General features: G+C 44.3%; 14 protein-coding genes. 7 read left to right on the top strand and 7 right to left on the bottom strand.

Features of this window, described 5'->3' with window-relative positions:
* Window positions 1–52: 52 nt before the first annotated feature.
* Window positions 53–895, bottom strand: a complete 843-nt coding sequence (locus ACP2WE_RS03645; protein WP_425214240.1) for a CPBP family intramembrane glutamic endopeptidase — start codon at window positions 893–895, stop codon at window positions 53–55.
* On the bottom strand, window positions 892–1,170 hold the full coding sequence (clpS, locus tag ACP2WE_RS03640; protein ID WP_425214239.1) for an ATP-dependent Clp protease adapter ClpS: 279 nt from the start codon (window positions 1,168–1,170) through the stop codon (window positions 892–894). The genes ACP2WE_RS03645 and clpS overlap by 4 nt, the downstream gene beginning before the upstream one ends.
* Window positions 1,171–1,696: 526 nt before the next feature.
* Here clpS and ACP2WE_RS03635 point away from each other — a divergent pair.
* Complete coding sequence (locus ACP2WE_RS03635; RefSeq protein WP_425214238.1) at window positions 1,697–2,740, top strand: glycosyltransferase family 2 protein; 1,044 nt, start codon at window positions 1,697–1,699, stop codon at window positions 2,738–2,740.
* A gap of 3 nt (window positions 2,741–2,743) precedes the next feature.
* On the opposite strand, the gene ACP2WE_RS03630 is transcribed toward ACP2WE_RS03635, so the two are convergent.
* Together ACP2WE_RS03630 and ACP2WE_RS03625 are read right to left on the bottom strand one after the other, a co-directional pair.
* Entirely contained in the window at window positions 2,744–3,346 is a 603-nt protein-coding gene (locus tag ACP2WE_RS03630) for a TIGR02466 family protein (RefSeq protein ID WP_425214463.1), read from the bottom strand.
* A gap of 170 nt (window positions 3,347–3,516) precedes the next feature.
* Complete coding sequence (locus tag ACP2WE_RS03625; RefSeq protein WP_425214237.1) at window positions 3,517–5,337, bottom strand: iron uptake porin; 1,821 nt, start codon at window positions 5,335–5,337, stop codon at window positions 3,517–3,519.
* Between the two features lie 451 nt (window positions 5,338–5,788).
* On the opposite strand from ACP2WE_RS03625, the gene ACP2WE_RS03620 reads away from it, so the two are divergent.
* From ACP2WE_RS03620 to ACP2WE_RS03600, 5 genes are all read left to right on the top strand, one after another.
* Window positions 5,789–6,478 carry a HEAT repeat domain-containing protein gene (locus tag ACP2WE_RS03620; protein WP_425214236.1) on the top strand — a complete coding sequence of 230 codons (690 nt, stop codon included), beginning with the start codon at window positions 5,789–5,791 and terminating at the stop codon, window positions 6,476–6,478.
* A 160-nt stretch (window positions 6,479–6,638) separates the two neighbouring features.
* Window positions 6,639–7,643, top strand: coding sequence for a phenylalanine--tRNA ligase subunit alpha (gene pheS, locus ACP2WE_RS03615; RefSeq protein WP_425214235.1), 1,005 nt, complete (start codon window positions 6,639–6,641; stop codon window positions 7,641–7,643).
* A gap of 136 nt (window positions 7,644–7,779) precedes the next feature.
* The gene (locus ACP2WE_RS03610) at window positions 7,780–8,802 is read left to right on the top strand and encodes a glycosyltransferase family 2 protein (protein WP_425214234.1); all 1,023 of its coding nucleotides are present in this window, start codon (window positions 7,780–7,782) and stop codon (window positions 8,800–8,802) included.
* Window positions 8,803–8,859: 57 nt separating this feature from the next.
* Window positions 8,860–9,837: a glycosyltransferase family 2 protein gene (locus tag ACP2WE_RS03605; protein WP_425214233.1), complete on the top strand. Its 978-nt coding sequence runs from the start codon at window positions 8,860–8,862 to the stop codon at window positions 9,835–9,837.
* A 9-nt stretch (window positions 9,838–9,846) separates the two neighbouring features.
* On the top strand, window positions 9,847–11,286 hold the full coding sequence (locus ACP2WE_RS03600) for an O-antigen ligase family protein (RefSeq protein WP_425214232.1): 1,440 nt from the start codon (window positions 9,847–9,849) through the stop codon (window positions 11,284–11,286).
* Window positions 11,287–11,461: 175 nt separating this feature from the next.
* Here ACP2WE_RS03600 and ACP2WE_RS03595 read toward each other — a convergent pair whose 3' ends face one another.
* From ACP2WE_RS03595 to ACP2WE_RS03585, 3 genes are read right to left on the bottom strand one after another with little or no spacing between them, the layout of a single operon-like run.
* Window positions 11,462–11,995 (bottom strand): cupredoxin domain-containing protein, encoded by a 534-nt coding sequence (locus ACP2WE_RS03595; RefSeq protein ID WP_425214231.1) that lies wholly within the window; start codon window positions 11,993–11,995, stop codon window positions 11,462–11,464.
* A 35-nt stretch (window positions 11,996–12,030) separates the two neighbouring features.
* Entirely contained in the window at window positions 12,031–14,271 is a 2,241-nt protein-coding gene (locus ACP2WE_RS03590; protein ID WP_425214230.1) for a heavy metal translocating P-type ATPase, read from the bottom strand.
* Window positions 14,272–14,314: 43 nt separating this feature from the next.
* Complete coding sequence (locus tag ACP2WE_RS03585; RefSeq protein WP_425214229.1) at window positions 14,315–14,752, bottom strand: heavy metal-responsive transcriptional regulator; 438 nt, start codon at window positions 14,750–14,752, stop codon at window positions 14,315–14,317.
* A gap of 239 nt (window positions 14,753–14,991) precedes the next feature.
* Between ACP2WE_RS03585 and ACP2WE_RS03580 the strand changes: the two genes are divergently transcribed.
* Complete coding sequence (locus ACP2WE_RS03580; protein ID WP_425214228.1) at window positions 14,992–15,693, top strand: DUF305 domain-containing protein; 702 nt, start codon at window positions 14,992–14,994, stop codon at window positions 15,691–15,693.
* Window positions 15,694–15,936 lie beyond the last annotated feature (243 nt).

Here is a 15,936-nt window from a genome sequence, read left to right as displayed (position 1 = left end):
TTGAGTTCGGAGCCTTCATGATTTTTTGTGTTTCCTTAGCTCTAAAAGATGCTTACGATCGCGAAAATTTAACGCTACTAAACTTTAAGCCCGTTGCAAGGACGGTCAAAAACACCAACCCCAATATCCCTGCTAAAGGATTGCCATTAACTCCAGTAACCCACTCTGGGACAGTTTGGGTTGGTTTAAGCCAATGGGTTGTATTGACAATGTAATAGCCCCAAACTAAACCGCTATGTAAGCCGATCGCTAAGCCTAGGCTACCCCTGCACAAACGTCTTGCCAAAACTAAACAGATACCGAGTAACACCAAGCCTGGAAATTGTACCCAAGAAGCCAAAATGAACTCTAAAGGCTTGAGAAAATGCAAAACTGCATAGAGGATACTGCAAATCAAGAGCGATCGCTCTTTGCCATAATCCTGATTTAGCTCGGTAAGAAACCAGCCCCGAAATAATAATTCCTCAGCAAAACCCACGCCTAAGCCCGTTAGAAATCCTGCTAAAATTGCCCCCTGCCAATCGACATCCACTTGCCAGTTTTGCCATCCCAACCCCACCTGTACTTGCATAAGCGAGAATAAGATTGCAGCCCCTAGACCGATCCCGATCAGACAGGACTGACCACTGTTGGTATTAAATACCAGTCCATAGTGGGTATATGGTTTGTTTGTTTTGACAACGTTTCGCCCCCAGACCCCAATTAACCAGATAAATAGGCAGTACAGAAACACGACTAGATAGGTACTACTGCGATCGCCAAAAATTAAAAATATCGGTGCAGCGATCGGCAGCCATAAGGTTGCCAAGAGTAATAGGAATAGTAAGAGTCTAGCTGGAGCCGCGTAGGTAGATACTTTATTCGCAGCACTTTCAATGCTTTTGGGGATCTTCACGATTCTGGCTCAATCGTACTGATTAAGCCTTTGCTTTTGAGTCCTTCACAATAAAACTCTGCATGCTCTTGGACGCAAGTAATCACTAGAGCACAGCCGTTCGTATGAGCTTCCATCATAATATCTACTGCCTGGGGCTGAGAAAGATTAACCACCTGTACGAGAGTTTGTACGACATGTTCCATTGAATTGTAGTCGTCGTTATGTAACAAAACTCTGTATCGGGGCGCTATCTTGGGGGTTGTCACTCGACGTTCTATCGTTTCTGTAGACATAGCAATCTCCATCATTAACATGGTTTCTACAATCAAAATAAAGTCCTATTATCCATTTTGCAATTATCACCACAAGAATAATCCCTCTGACAACTGAGTCGAGGGATATATTCATTAAAACTTCAGACGGATAAACTGAATGCGTTTAACTGCAAAAGAAATACCTATAGGATTTTGGGTGTCTTTAAGTTACGCAATATCGCATATCCCATTATATAAATTTTTCTAAGGGCTGTCTCTGCTTTTCTATAGATTGCCGCGATCGCATACTGAATTTGGCAACAACGGGCACGATCGAGTAGCAGCTTTCACTGAATCAAAAAAGCGAATAAAAAAAGCTATATTCACAGTGCGATCGCACTTTCAAACCCCCAACCAAAGCTCAGATCCAGCTTGTTGATAAACTAGGAGACCGATCGGATTCGCTTCATGATGTCGATCTGCTTTCGGCATTTCTGGGGTCGCAACTTAGCTCATAAAGTCACAATACAATTTCTTCAGCGTAAAATCTAAACCACTTGCCTTCATGAGTATTAACGAAAGTCTATTCCCGCGAATCAATCCAGTCGATCCTCATCTTCAACGCCCTTTTTGGAGTGTGATTATTCCTGCTTACAATCGACCTGACTATCTAGCTGAATGTCTGGAAAGCGTACTTGCACAGGCACCTAGTCCTGAGGATATGCAGATTTTAGTAGTCGATGACTGTAGCCCCAAAGAGCTAGAAAAGACAGTACAAGAGATGGGTAAAGGTAGGGTAGAGTATTATCGCCATTTTCAAAATCGTGGAAATGCTCATACATTCAATACAGGGCTGCAAAAATCAACAGGGCATTGGATTCACGTTCTACATGACGATGACTGGGTACTGCCTAATTTTTATCAAAAATTTCAGCGATCGCTACTTTCTCAGCCTGAGACCGTAGGTGCTGTCTGCTGCCGATATGTAATTAGCGACTCAAATCGAAATTGGACTTGGCTTTCTGAATTGCATCGTTTAACATCTGGTATTCTCCAAGACTGGCTCTCGATTATCGCTGTAAATAATCCGTTGAACCCTCCTGCTGTTGCGATCAAACGCAGCGTTTACGAACATTTAGGCGGCTATCATTGCGGTTTTATGAATGGCAATGGCGAAGATTGGGAAATCTATAAACGGGTAGCGTCTTTTTATGATTGGTGGTATGAAACTGAGGTTCTTGCTTGCTATCGTCACCATGACAAGAGCATTACAAGACAAACAGTGGTAACTGGCAAGCGCACTTCTGACCTACGCATAGGTATCGATATCACAAATACCTATCTACCTGAGAATGTACGCGACGAACTCACCGCTCAAGCCAAGCGTAATTATGCGCTTATCGCTTTTGGCAGAGCTGTAGAACTCTTGAACGAAGGTATTCCAGAGGGAGCGATCGGGCAAATTCAAGAAGGATTAAAGTTATGTAGCGAACCAGCAGTTGTCAATGCTTTGTTCGTGCAAGTCCTTACAAAACCCACTGCTGGAACTTTGCGCCAAGCGATCGCTGAGATTTTATTGGAAATTGAGCCAGACTGGGTAGCCCTTTAAAATTTACGCGATCGGTCTGAGCCCAAGATTAAAGCTAACAGTTACACGATCTTCCTCGCTTAGGTTAGGGTCAACACCATGCAAGAGCCAACTTGGAAAAATAATCATTCTCCCTGCAATCGGCTTGTAAGTAACTTTTTGGAGCGTCCAAGGGGTCAACTCAGTTAATGGAGGCATGGTCAGATGGGCAATTTCTCTGGGATCTCGAAAAAACAACCCACCACAATTTTCTGCGGCTCGAACGTAGTAGGCTCCGCTTAGTAGGGAGTTAGGATGATTGTGAACGAAGTTAGAAGAGAACTGACGATTTACTAATGCCCAACAGTTATTCACCGTGACAGCGTACTTACTTAGATCCCACGCTAAACAATTGGCGACCTCTATAGCATTCGTCAGCACAATATCCATCAAAGGTTTAAATTGGAGATTTTGATGCAGATTGTCAACACTATGCCAGCCCAGTGAGTTAGACCAACTCACACCTTGAGCATCTCTTTGCTTTTCGGCATATATTGCTGCGAGAAGATCTTGATTAAGCTTTTCATGCGTATCTAGATCAAAATTCCAAACTGAAGTAGGAAACCAATCCGATCGATTACCAACCATACTTGCCAAATAGTTTTACCTATCCATACTATATGCAGTTCTGATACCTATTTGAAAAATTCCCACGATCGCTTGCGATAAATTTCAAAAAATAAGCCCCCTCTTAGAGGGGGCTTATTAAGCTGCTAAGTATATAGGTGTCTATCTACCCTAGCTTTATCAGACTAAACCTAGAACGAGAAAACAGTTCTTAGAGTACCGACAGTAACCGTGCTGTTTGAAGCATTGTTATTAGGGTTAAAGATAAACTGAACGTCTGGAGTGATTCTGATGTGATCTGAGATTGGGAAGTTGTAGAACAATTCCAAGTTGGTTTGGGTTGCATTGCCAACAGTACCTTCGATGAAAGGTTGACCGACAGCAATTCCAGCTAGAGCACCTTTCTTAAACAGGTCGGGGAAGGCGAAGCCTACTGACCAAGTTTGAGGGTTGAGGATAGTGTTGAGGGACTGAGCGTTAACAAGGGTACCGCCAGAAGTAGAAACCAAACTAGGGTTAGCAGTATTTAGTACACCACGACCGTCGATACTACCAAAGCCATAACGACCAAAGATGGCAGCATACTTAGAAAATGCCCACTCTACGTTCACACCACCAGTATTAAAGGTCATATTACCCGCAGAAGCATTGGTATATTGCAAGCGAATGGCAAATGGACCCTTTGTACCATCAGATGTTCTGGGAGCAAACTCAACTTCAGCTGTGGCTTGGTAAGGATCGCCAGTCAAACCACGATTAGAGAAGATACCCGTCGAACCAGGAATACCAGCAGTCGCAGCAGCACCAGCGTTAGCAATGTATAAAAGGCGTCCAGTAAATGCACTGTTGTTAGGGTTCCAGCTTAAGAAAGCACCTTGTCCAGCAATTACAATGGTGTGGAGAGGGTTGTTGATAAAGAAGCTTGTATTGAAGTCTACGGCTTCGTTATTGGCGAAACTGTTGGTATCAATGTAGTCAAAGGCATTACCTTGAGCGATCAAGGTTAGTCTCAGATCGCGACTACCAAACTCATAGGTCAACTTATTAAGTGAGAAAGCACCACTCGAACCACCACCAAAGTCAAGCCCAGAGCCAGTGAAACCTACGTTTCCTGCGCCAAAAGCTGGAGCCGAAGCTAGTAACTGACCAAAGTTATTTACGGTTGGTCCTGTGGTTGCTTGCAAGCGTGTGATCAACAGGTCATCACCATTAAAGCTGGTGTTGAAGTTGAGACGAACCCGTGACAAGAAGGTAACGTTAGATTTACCGGGGTTTGTGCCCAATACAGATTCATTTAAGGCGTTTAGCCCTGGGCTAAACAAGGGGTCTGTACCTGAACCACCATTGATAGCCATCACCACCTGACCTTCAAGTTTGGTGGTTGTAGAGAACTGTTGAGCTTCTAACTTTGCAGTTTTGGCTTCAAGCGCATCTACACGACCTCTGAGGGTAGCAAGTTCAGCAGCAAACTCTTCTTGCAGTTTTTGTAGTGCGGCAAGGTCTTCTTTGCTAACCTTATCTGCCAAGCCAGCAGAGATAATTTCGTTGATTTTGTCTAAGCAAGCGTTCAAACCAGCAGCAAATTCGTAGCGACTGAGTGCCCGTTGACCGCGGTAGGTGCGATCGGGATAACCAGCGATACAACCATAGCGCTCAACTAAGGATTGGAGAGCTGTAAATGCCCAGTCTGTAGGACGGACATCGCTCAGCTGAGAAACAGAAGTAACATTTTGAGCCAAAGAATCATCAGTTTTTACGACTTGGCTAACTTTTACTTCTGTCGGTTGTGAAACTGACTGAACAGCTGGATTGCTAGAAATTTGACTAGTCTTTAGAGATGGTTGAGACTTAGTTTTGGTTTCATTGACAGCTGGAGCAGAAATTTTTTCGGCTTCTGACTTGGTTGCCTTGGAAGTTGTTAGTTCACCAGCAAGTGAAGGGCTAGCGATGACTGCGCTCGTAACACCGATAATGCCGATAACACCAGCTAAGTTCAAATAAGAATTTTTCATACATCCACTCCTCACGAGAGTAATCGTTCCTTTAGTGTTTACTTGTATACCACAAAACATATAACTCTTACCACCTGATTCAAAGATAATGTGGTTAAAATCACTCTATTGGTAGAGCTTTTCTAAGATTTACCGAGAAATACAGCTGAGTATGATTGATTAAGCATTGTGATTAGCGCTTGCAACCTACATTTATTTCGCACTCTTACTATATTATTCTAACCCACAAGCATAGAACTTCAACTACTATTCGTTGAATATTGTTATTTTTTCATACTTTCATGACTTAAGTTGCTTCCCTCTGCATCCCAATCAACAAGCTTCAGCCTTAAGCTAGAAGCCCGATCGCAATCCTAGGACTTACAATTCTATAACTTGGCTCTAGATCGAAATATCTACGCAAATGCCTACCAAAAATATTTGTATAAGTCCTCAATATCTATAAAAAATTATGACTTTGCCTAGTCTGAGCGATCTAGAAGAGCAACTTGACAGTAATAATTCGCGCGATCGCCTATTGGCGTTAGTCTCTTTACGGGATGTTCCTGCCGATCAAGCTGTTCCGCTGATTCTAAAAGTTATTGATGATGACAATCTTCAAATCCGTTCGATGGCAGTATTTGCGTTGGGCATAAAGCCAACAGAGGCTTGTCTACCAGCCTTAGTAAAAATCTTAGAGACCGAGACAGACTACGGCATTCGGGCTGCAGCAGCTGGAGCCTTGGGGTATTTGCGAGATCCAAGAGCCTTCGATCCATTGTTAAGGGCTTTTTACGAAGATGTGCAATGGCTAGTGCGCTTTAGTGTAGCGGTGTCTCTAGGTAATATTGGCGATCCGCGTGCCTACGACGCGCTCATACAGGCTTTAGGCAGCCCAGAAACTGTTTTGCACCAAGCCGCGATCTCAGCTTTAGGTGAAATTGGCGATCTACGTGGGGTGGATCGTATTCTTGACTTTGCTCAGTCTGATGATTGGTTAACCCGCCAACGTTTAGCAGAAGCTCTCGGTAATTTGCCCTGTGCTAAGAGTCTATCGGCGCTCAATTATATGGTCAAAGATTCTCATCCACAGGTGGCTGCTGCTGCTGAGTATTCCCGCGATCGCCTTCAGCAAAGACCGTTACAAGATCTGCAAGTGTAGCAAAGGCAATAACTTAATCGTCGCTGCAATGATACATCTCGTAAAGCCAGAGGGCGCAATGACAAGAGAATAAGCAGGCATCCTTGAAATTTCCATGTGTAAGTTCTGTCTGGTAAAGTGGATGTGACCGAGATTTCTTAAGGTTTTGCGCGAAAAATAGATGACCACTGATTTAGACAGCTTAAAAGCACAACTGCAATCCTTGTCTGAGAAAGCTACTCAGTCAGTAGCAGAAATTCAAACCCCCGAACAGCTAGAACAAGTAAGGATTGAGTATTTAGGCAAAAAAGGAATTTTGTCTCAGATGCTTGGGGCAATGGGTAAGCTTTCTGTAGAAGAACGTCCTCAAGTGGGCGCGATCGCCAATCAAATCAAGCAAGCTTTGCAAGAGCAACTCGATTGTCGTAAGCAAGCCCTTCAACAAGCCGCGATCGCCGCACAATTAGAGTCAGAAACCCTTGATGTTACGATGCCGGGGGTAATCCGCGCCCCTCAAGGCAGAATTCATCCACTCCAAGGCACGATCGATCGCATGCTCGATATCCTAGTGGGCTTAGGATTTACCGTAGCGCAAGGACCAGAAATCGAGACGGATTACTATAACTTTGAGGCACTGAACACACCTGCCGATCACCCAGCGCGAGATATGCAAGACACACTTTATCTCAATGATGGCAAACTCTTGCGTAGCCAGACTTCCACCGTCCAGATTCGCTATATGGAGGAGCACGACCCCCCCTTACGCATTGTTTGTCCCGGACGTGTCTATCGTAAAGATGATGTGGATGCCACCCACTCACCAATTTTTCATCAACTTGAATTATTGGCTGTCGAAGAAGGCTTAACCTTTGGCGATCTCAAAGGTACAGTAAAAACCTTTATCGAAGAATTATTGGGAGACTGTCCCGTGCGGTTTAGACCGAGCTACTTCCCATTTACCGAGCCATCCGCTGAGGTAGATGTGCAATGGAATGGGCGTTGGTTGGAACTAGGTGGCTGTGGCATGGTAGACCCCAATGTATTTAAAGCTGTAGGCTACGACCCTGAATCTGTCACGGGCTTTGCTTGGGGCTTTGGTGTCGATCGCGTGGCGATGGTTTTACATCAGATTGATGACATTCGTCGCTTATTTGCAAGCGATCTGCGTTTCTTGCGCCAATTTTAGCGATTTAGTTGGGGATTTTCAAAATGCAGGTTGCAACTAGTGGTTAGTAGATTGAGTAACGATAGAAATTCTAGGCTGCGATTATTCAGTCCACAGATAAAATATTAGAAAATGAATGGGCAGGGAGTAAATCACCATGCAAGAAGCAGTTCGAGTAGCCATATGTATACCAACCTACAATCAATCAGCCTATCTTGAGGCTTCAGTGCAAAGCGCCTGCTCTCAGACCTATTCAAACATTGAAGTATGGGTTGCTGATGATGCTAGTACAGATGAGACCCCTAGTGTCATGGCAAAGCTATGCGAGCAGTTCCAACAAATTAACTATTTTCGCCAAGAGAAAAACTTAGGAATTGCTGGCAACAACACTTGGTTATTAAATCAGCCAAACACTGAATTTATTGTCCGTTTAGATTCAGATGACATCCTCAAACCAGATTATGTAGAAAAGCTGCTACAGCTACTTGAGAAATACCCCGAAGCAGGTTACGCACATACAGCAATCCAAATTATTGATGAACTAGGCAAACCCCATGCCATCAAGCGCGTTTCCCGGAAGGCAACTTTTCAAAACTCAGAAGAGGCTCTACAGGCGTCCGTTTATGGGTATCGAGTTGCTGCAAACATTTGTATGTTTCGCAGCAAGGTTTTGCGAGAGCTTAAAGTCTATGAGAACCGTCCTGAATTTGTTGAGGACTATGACCTATCTATCCGAATCGCCGATGCTGGATATGGAAATGTCTATTCGGATGAGGTACTTGCTTACTATCGCGTCTGGTCAGATATAGGTAAAGTTCGTTCAAAGCGGAAGAACCTCCAACTTAGCGGATATATCCGCATTTTTGAAGAGAGTCTTTTACCTGCTTATGCGAAACGAAAGTGGGATACCCGGGTAATTACACGTCAACGCCAACAGTTCGCACTTACCCATGCAGCCTATTGCTTTTTGCCCATATTCAATGAAACTGAGAAAGCCGAACTGATCGCATTACTCAAAAGACTAGGAGATTCTCCTGCACTGAGGTTGCGACTTTTTCTACTCTCTCTTGGGCTGGCTCCATTCTTTGAGTGGCAACTGTCTGCTGTTGGCAACCTCAAAGATTTAGCCAAAACTATTTTGAGCGGTTTACGCAATCAAGGAATCAAAGGAGTATCGTAACTCCAAAATAATAATTTTCTAAAAATGGTGATGGTTTGATATTTACAGAAACACCACATGCTCATAACTGTCATTGTCCCTACCTATCGCCGCCCTAAGGATTTAGAACGATGCCTTAGCGCTTTATCACAGCAAACTCGGCAGGCAGATCGAGTGATTGCGATCGTGCGAGATACAGATATGGAAACGCAGGAGTTTCTAGCATCTTTTCAAACTGGAAATTTACCTTTGACTTTAGGCTATGTGCATGTGGCGGGTGTCGTAGCTGCAATGAATGTAGGGTTAGATTTAGTCACTCATCAAGCACCTGATAATAACGATATTGTTGCTTTTACCGATGATGATGCTGCCCCCCATTCAAATTGGCTAGAGCGGATAGAAGCACATTTTTTATCAGATCCACAAATTGGGGGAGTGGGTGGACGAGATTGGGTTTATTTTAACGAGCATCTAGAGTCAGGAGCAAGTGAGATTGTCGGAAAGGTGCAGTGGTTTGGTCGCGTCATTGGTAATCATCATATTGGTATAGGAAAACCCCGTGAAGTGGATGTGCTTAAAGGGGTAAACATGAGTTTTCGTTATCAAGCGATCGCAAACCTAAGATTCGATCGCCGCATGCGTGGAACGGGAGCGCAGGTTAATTTTGAGATCGCTTTTAGTCTTGCAATTAGGCAAGCAGGCTGGAAACTGATCTACGATCCAGCAGTCTCAGTCAATCACTATCCTGCTCAACGTTTTGATGAAGATAAACGCAGTAACTTTAACGAAACTACTCATACAAACATGGCTCATAATGAGACCTTAGGTTTGTTAAATTATTTGCCAATTCCCCAGAAAATTGTTTTCTTGTTTTGGGCGATTTTGATTGGAACGCGTAGCAACTTTGGTGTACTTCAGTGGTTACGCTTTTTACCCAAAGATGAAAATGCGGGCAAGAAACTAGTTGCATCTATTCTTGGTCGTTGGCAAGGATGGAAAACATGGCAACAACCTAGCGATTTGACGCATAACGATGATGGAGCACTCTCAATCTAGGTAATTTTTATGAACACTCCTGAGAAATCTATAGCCCTAAACAAGAGTGAGAATCCTTTATATTTTTTCCAACCAGCAGGGGCTTGGTTTCCACTGCTGTCTTACATCTTTCTTACCGCTGCACTCCTAGGAATGGGTGGGGTTGGAAGCAAGATCTTAAACGTTGTCTTTCCTATAGGCGCTGCTGCTATTGGCTGTCTGCTCTACTTTCGTTATCCGATTATTTACGTTAGCTTCACTTGGTGGCTATTTTTTTTAAGCCCATTGATCCGACGAATTGCAGATTTTCGCGGGGGGGCATTTGTCGATCCTAGTACGATTCTTTTAGCTCCTTACTTAGCCGTTTTATTTTGCTTACACACGCTGTATGAAAATCTTCCTAAAACCCATAAACAGGGAACGTTTCCCTTTATATTGGCTTTATGCGGCATACTATATGGCTATTTGGTTGGGTTGGCTAACGATAAACCTATTGCAGTTACGTTAATTTGTTTAAAGTGGGTAGCTCCAGTTCTTTTTGGTTATTACCTATTGATTAATTGGCGGAACTATCCAGCCTATCGTCAAACGATCCAACGGACATTTTTATGGGGAGTCTTAATCTCTGGCATCTATGGAGTGTATCAATTTCAAGTAGCACCAGATTGGGATCGCTTGTGGCTAGTTAGCACGAAAATGACCAGTGCAGGAAGTCCCGAACCGTTAGGTATTCGTGTCTGGAGCACGATGAACTCCCCAGGAACTTTTTCTCACATGATGATGGCTGGTCTGTTGATATTGTTCAGTTGCACCAGCTTTATGCGATTCCCTGCGGCTGGGTTTGGTTATCTTTCTTTTTTACTTACTTTAGTTCGTACGGGTTGGATCGGATGGATAATTTCTTTGGCTACTATGAGTACTTCTATGCAGCCAAAACTAAGAAATCGTTTGATTATCACAGTTCTTGTTTTGGCAATCTGTGTTGTTCCTCTAACGACGATAGAACCTTTCTCTAAAGTTATTAGCGATCGCGTTGGTACGCTGGCTGATATTAAAAATGATGGTAGTGCGATCGCCAGACAAGGACTCTATACTAGGAAAATAGACAGTGCCCTTGATAGTGTTTTGGGGGATGGTTTTGGCGGGGTAGGCTATGACAGTGCTTTGTTGAACTGTTTGTTTCAATTAGGCTGGATTGGCACGATTCCTTATCTTGGCGGTATGGTCATACTCATCCTTTCAATTCTAAAAATTTCCGTGATTCAATCGGACTCATTTGCGAATATTTCCCGTGCGATCGCCATCAGTTCTTTTATCTTTTTGACTGCTGGTTCGGCAATGATCGAGTTAGGTGGAATGATTCTTTGGGGGTTTATGTCTATTGCCATCATGGCGGATCGGTATCATCAACACCAAAACAAACTCAGTACTCAAGATCGAAGCAAACTACTTACAATCTCAACGAACTGATACCAATTTCTCTTGAATTTGCCACAGATCGGGTTTTGGGTTCCGCGCTCTGCGCGGTCTTTTCAAAAAGATGCGTTGCATCATTTTTTGAAAATGGTATGAGTTTTCGATCGTAAAAAAATTTTAGATGAGCAAGTACGATGTTAGGGATAGGAATCCTAAACGATCGCCCCTTCTACTCTTTTACATCGATCGCCCCGTGAAACATATTCATCCCACAGGAATATTGATAATGTCCCACAGTTTGAGGGGTGAATTCCACAGGTGTGGTCGCATTCAAGGCTAGATCTTGAGCAATGTGGAAGTCAGGAAATAAAACTTTATCCAGACAGCTACTAGGATCGCGGCGAACGAACTTTAATCGTACAGGTTGACCTCGTTTGACCGTCACCAACGAAGGGCTATAACCACCATCTACAGTAATGCTTACTTCTTGGATGCCATCACTGGTTTCTGCCTGTTGGGATTTTGGCTTACTGAAAAGAAACCACCATAACTGGGCGCTAATCAGGGCTAGACCACCTGCGGATAAACCAATTTTAAGGGCAAGGGGCTGTTCGATTTTTTGAAATTGGGGCAATCGCATCGCACGTTCTTCTGTCATTTCTACCGCCGATGCGCTGGGGGCAATCGTTCCCAAAAGCGGAAGGATAACGATTAGGTTGATAAGTTTGATTTTCAGCATGGCTGTACGTTCTCCAATGTTCATAATGAATGAATTCCTCATAGCCTTTACAAAGCTATTTAAGCCTGATGGGTTGGACGGAAACCTCTTAGGCGTAAGGCATTCGTGACAACAGAAACAGAACTAAATGCCATGGCTCCACCTGCAATAATGGGACTGAGCAACCAGCCAAAGAATGGGAATAGAATCCCAGCGGCAATGGGAATCCCTGCGATGTTATAGATAAAGGCAAAGAAGAGATTTTGCTGGATATTGCGAATCGTGGCGCGACTGAGTTGAATTGCCGTGACAATGCCTTGCAGATCGCCCGAAATGAGCGTGATATCACTGGCTGCGATCGCGATATCTGTGCCTGTCCCGATCGCTAAACCGACATTTGCCTGTGCTAAAGCAGGCGCGTCATTAATGCCATCACCCACCATCGCTACGATTTTTCCTTCGGCTTGTAACTCTTGAATTTTTGCCACCTTTTGGTCGGGTCGAACTTCAGCAAAAACACGCTTGATGCCAACTTCACGGGCGATCGCTTCAGCCGTTTGGGAATTATCACCCGTGAGCATTACGACTTCTATATTCATACGCTGTAATGCACTGACCGCAGCAGGGGATGAAACCTTGACGCGATCGGCAATACCGATTAAGCCTCTTGCAACATTGTCAACTGCAATTAATACTACGGTTTTACCACCCGTCTCCCAAGAATCCTGATATGGGTGCAATTCATGAGTGTCGATTTGCAACTCATGCATCCAACGTCGCGTTCCTACCTGCACGAGAGCATTCCCAACTTTCCCTTGCACGCCACTGCCTGCGATCGCGTTGAATTCAGTTACCTCAGGAATCTCCAGCCCTTGCTGCTTCACATATTCCACAACTGCCTCAGCTAGGGGATGTTCGGAATTACGCTCGATCGCTGCTACTAGTTTCAATAATTCAGTATCCTCTCGATCGAGGGCAAGGAAGTCAGTTACTGTCGGTTTACCTTCGGTAACAGTTCCCGTCTTATCCAACACAATCGTTTGGATTTTGTGAGCTAGTTCCAAACTACTCGCATCTTTGATCAGAATTCCATTCTCGGCACCCTTGCCCGTACCCACCATGATCGAAGTCGGAGCTGCCAAACCTAAAGCGCAAGGACAGGCAATAATTAGCACGCCCACAGCAGAAATTGTTGCTAGGGTGAGATTGCCCATGATGTTAAACCAGATCAGAAAGGTCGCGATCGCAATGGAAATCACCACAGGCACAAACCAACCCGTAACCCGATCGGCCAGTCGTTGAATCGGTGCTTTTGAACCTTGCGCTTGTTGCACGAGATCGACGATCTGCGATAGCAACGTATCTTTGCCGACATGGCTCGCTTTTATTTGTAAACTGCCCGTCTTATTCATAGTCGCACCAATGACGCGATCGCCGATTTTCTTCTCAATCGGAATACTTTCGCCCGTAACCATGGATTCGTCTACGGTGGAATTCCCTGCGATCGCTTCGCCATCCACAGGAATTTTCTCGCCCGGTCTCACAAGTACCACATCACCAACCTGCACATCCTCAATCGGAAGATCGAATTCTTTGCCATCTCGGAGGACTCGTGCCGTCTTAGCTTTTAATCCCATTAATTTGCGAATGGCATTGGAGGTTTCTCCCTTTGCCCGATTCTCAAATAGTTTGCCTAAAAGAATCAGCGTCATCACCACCACCGAGACCTCGTAGTAAACTTCAGGTTGTAATCCCTGAGCAGTGAAGAAGCTAGGGTTTAAGGTGACAGTGAGAGAATAGGAGAAAGCTGCGAGCGTTCCTAGTGCAATCAGGGTATCCATCGTGGCAGTGTGATTTTTGAATGCTTTCCAAGCTCCCGTATAAAAGGAACTGCCGCACCAAACCTGTACGGGTAACGCTAGACAGAGCTGGAACCAAGCGCTACTAACCCAAGTGGGAATCAAGGCAATATTCAATCCCGTCATCATGGGTAGCGAACCGATGACTAATATTGTCCCAACGACACCACCTAACCAAACTTTACGAGTCAAGCTCTGTGATTCTGCGAATCGTAGTTTTTTGTCTATGTCTTGAGAATCTTTCGATGCATCGGGTAAGATGGCTTCAAAGCCAATAGTAGAGATCGCAGTTTGAATCGAATTCGGGCTAGTTTTTCCAGCATCATATTCTACCGTCACCTGTTCGATCGCAAAATTGACATTGCTATTCGCAACACCTGGCAGGGAACGTGTGACCGATTCAATGCTACTGGCACAGGAGGCGCAGTGCATTCCTCGTAACTTCAAGGTAATCTTATCCATTTTTCTCCTTTCCCATTAACTTGTTTATATGCCGCGTTAGGATTCACAATTCCGTTTCGTGTTTCTTTAAAATCGGACAAATTTCTGTTGTAGAAGCTTTTTCGGATGGCGTCCAATCTTGGAGCAAGCGATCGATCTCACCCCGCAACGTCATCAATTCGGCAATGCGGCGATCGATTTCGTGAATCTGATGTTCTAATTGCTGCTTGATTTCAGTACATGGCGCTAGCCCGCGATCGTAAACTTCCAAGATCTCGGCAATTTCTTGCAAGCTCAAACCCAACTTCTGTAATCTCTTGATAAAGGCAACTCGGGCGATCGCATCGGGAGCAAACAAACGAAATCTCCCCTCAGTGCGTCCAGAAGACTTTAATAAACCAATTTCCTCGTAATAGCGAATTGTTTTAATTGGAACGTTGCTTTGCTCTGCGACTTGACCAATTTGGAGTAAAACTTGATTTTGAGATAGTGCAGCCACCATAGTTAGTTCTAAACCTCCTAAAAACTCAAGCAATTCGGTTGCGAATCAACTTACATTACTTATACACTCTCTAGCTAACTGGAGAGTCAAGAACTATTTTTCAGACCAGCATGAAATAAGCGTGAAATCTTTTCCAGAAAGGGCTTTAATCGCATTAAGTTTCCTTACAAGAATACCTTTTTCATCCTGGTTTCACTTTCTCGATCTAGTCTGAAAGTATGACATTTGGGAAAAAATCTATGAACTCTAAAAATTCTCAAGACTTTGCCAGAGGGAATCAGATGAGTCCTAAAAACCGCAAAGCATGGCTCTTTGGCATGGCAGGCATTCTCGTTGGTAGTGCAGCCGTAGGTGCTGTTACAAATGTCGTGCAGGCAGCACCAGCACAACGGGAACCGCTTTCCCAGACATGTACAACACCAAGTCCAAGAATGCCAAGTCAGATGATGCATGGGCAAGGCATGATGATGGGGATGATAGGCGAAACAACCGATCGCCATTTCATCGTAATGATGATTCCGCACCATGAGGGCGCTGTGCAGATGGCAGACCTAGCGCTAAAACTTTCTAAACGTCCTGAAATTCGTCAGTTAGCAGCAGCGATTAAGCGCGATCAAACCCGTGAAATCGCGCAAATGGGCTCGTGGTATAAACAGTGGTACAGCACAACGGTTCCTTCTTTAGGAACGACGAACCATCGGGGAAGGATGGGAATGAGAAACATGATGGCAGCCGATCTGAAATCTCTAGAAACTGCCCCTGATTTTGATAAAGCCTTTATCGAAGAGATGATTCCCCATCACAAAATGGCGCTCATGATGTCTAGTGCGATTGTTGACAGCGATCGCGCCGAAATGAGAAACCTCTCTCGTGCGATCGTGCAATCCCAGAGCGCAGAAATCGAACAGATGCGTCAGTGGTACCAAACTTGGTATAAATAGACATCTCATGTCACCCTATTCAGCAGATTTGCGCCATGCTTGACCAAGGCGATTTGCTTCGTCAAAGGTGGGATCGTTTTCAAAGCTACCTGCAACTTTTAACCACCAAGGTGTTTTTTCTGATACCAATTTAAATTATATTGGCAACAGATAGGGCTTCCAAAATGAAAGGATATCCAGTAATCGATGCTATAACTTGGGGAGTTAATTCTGCTAGAAGTTGGTCTACCTTTTCCCTAAGTT

It is taken from the genome of Tumidithrix helvetica PCC 7403 (genome assembly GCF_965232925.1).
Taxonomy (GTDB): Bacteria; Cyanobacteriota; Cyanobacteriia; order Pseudanabaenales; family Pseudanabaenaceae; genus Tumidithrix; species Tumidithrix helvetica.
This window is presented reverse-complemented; position numbering and strand designations above follow the sequence as displayed.

Excerpts from the sequence above, each read along its gene's own strand:
- clpS (WP_425214239.1), bottom strand. The coding sequence starts at position 1,170 with ATGTCTACAGAAACGATAGAACGTCGAGTGACAACCCCCAAGATAGCG.
- ACP2WE_RS03635 (WP_425214238.1), top strand. The coding sequence starts at position 1,697 with ATGAGTATTAACGAAAGTCTATTCCCGCGAATCAATCCAGTCGATCCT.
- ACP2WE_RS03630 (WP_425214463.1), bottom strand. The coding sequence starts at position 3,346 with ATGGTTGGTAATCGATCGGATTGGTTTCCTACTTCAGTTTGGAATTTT.
- ACP2WE_RS03625 (WP_425214237.1), bottom strand. The coding sequence starts at position 5,337 with ATGAAAAATTCTTATTTGAACTTAGCTGGTGTTATCGGCATTATCGGT.
- ACP2WE_RS03620 (WP_425214236.1), top strand. The coding sequence starts at position 5,789 with ATGACTTTGCCTAGTCTGAGCGATCTAGAAGAGCAACTTGACAGTAAT.
- pheS (WP_425214235.1), top strand. The coding sequence starts at position 6,639 with ATGACCACTGATTTAGACAGCTTAAAAGCACAACTGCAATCCTTGTCT.
- ACP2WE_RS03610 (WP_425214234.1), top strand. The coding sequence starts at position 7,780 with ATGCAAGAAGCAGTTCGAGTAGCCATATGTATACCAACCTACAATCAA.
- ACP2WE_RS03605 (WP_425214233.1), top strand. The coding sequence starts at position 8,860 with ATGCTCATAACTGTCATTGTCCCTACCTATCGCCGCCCTAAGGATTTA.
- ACP2WE_RS03600 (WP_425214232.1), top strand. The coding sequence starts at position 9,847 with ATGAACACTCCTGAGAAATCTATAGCCCTAAACAAGAGTGAGAATCCT.
- ACP2WE_RS03595 (WP_425214231.1), bottom strand. The coding sequence starts at position 11,995 with ATGAACATTGGAGAACGTACAGCCATGCTGAAAATCAAACTTATCAAC.
- ACP2WE_RS03590 (WP_425214230.1), bottom strand. The coding sequence starts at position 14,271 with ATGGATAAGATTACCTTGAAGTTACGAGGAATGCACTGCGCCTCCTGT.
- ACP2WE_RS03585 (WP_425214229.1), bottom strand. The coding sequence starts at position 14,752 with ATGGTGGCTGCACTATCTCAAAATCAAGTTTTACTCCAAATTGGTCAA.
- ACP2WE_RS03580 (WP_425214228.1), top strand. The coding sequence starts at position 14,992 with ATGAACTCTAAAAATTCTCAAGACTTTGCCAGAGGGAATCAGATGAGT.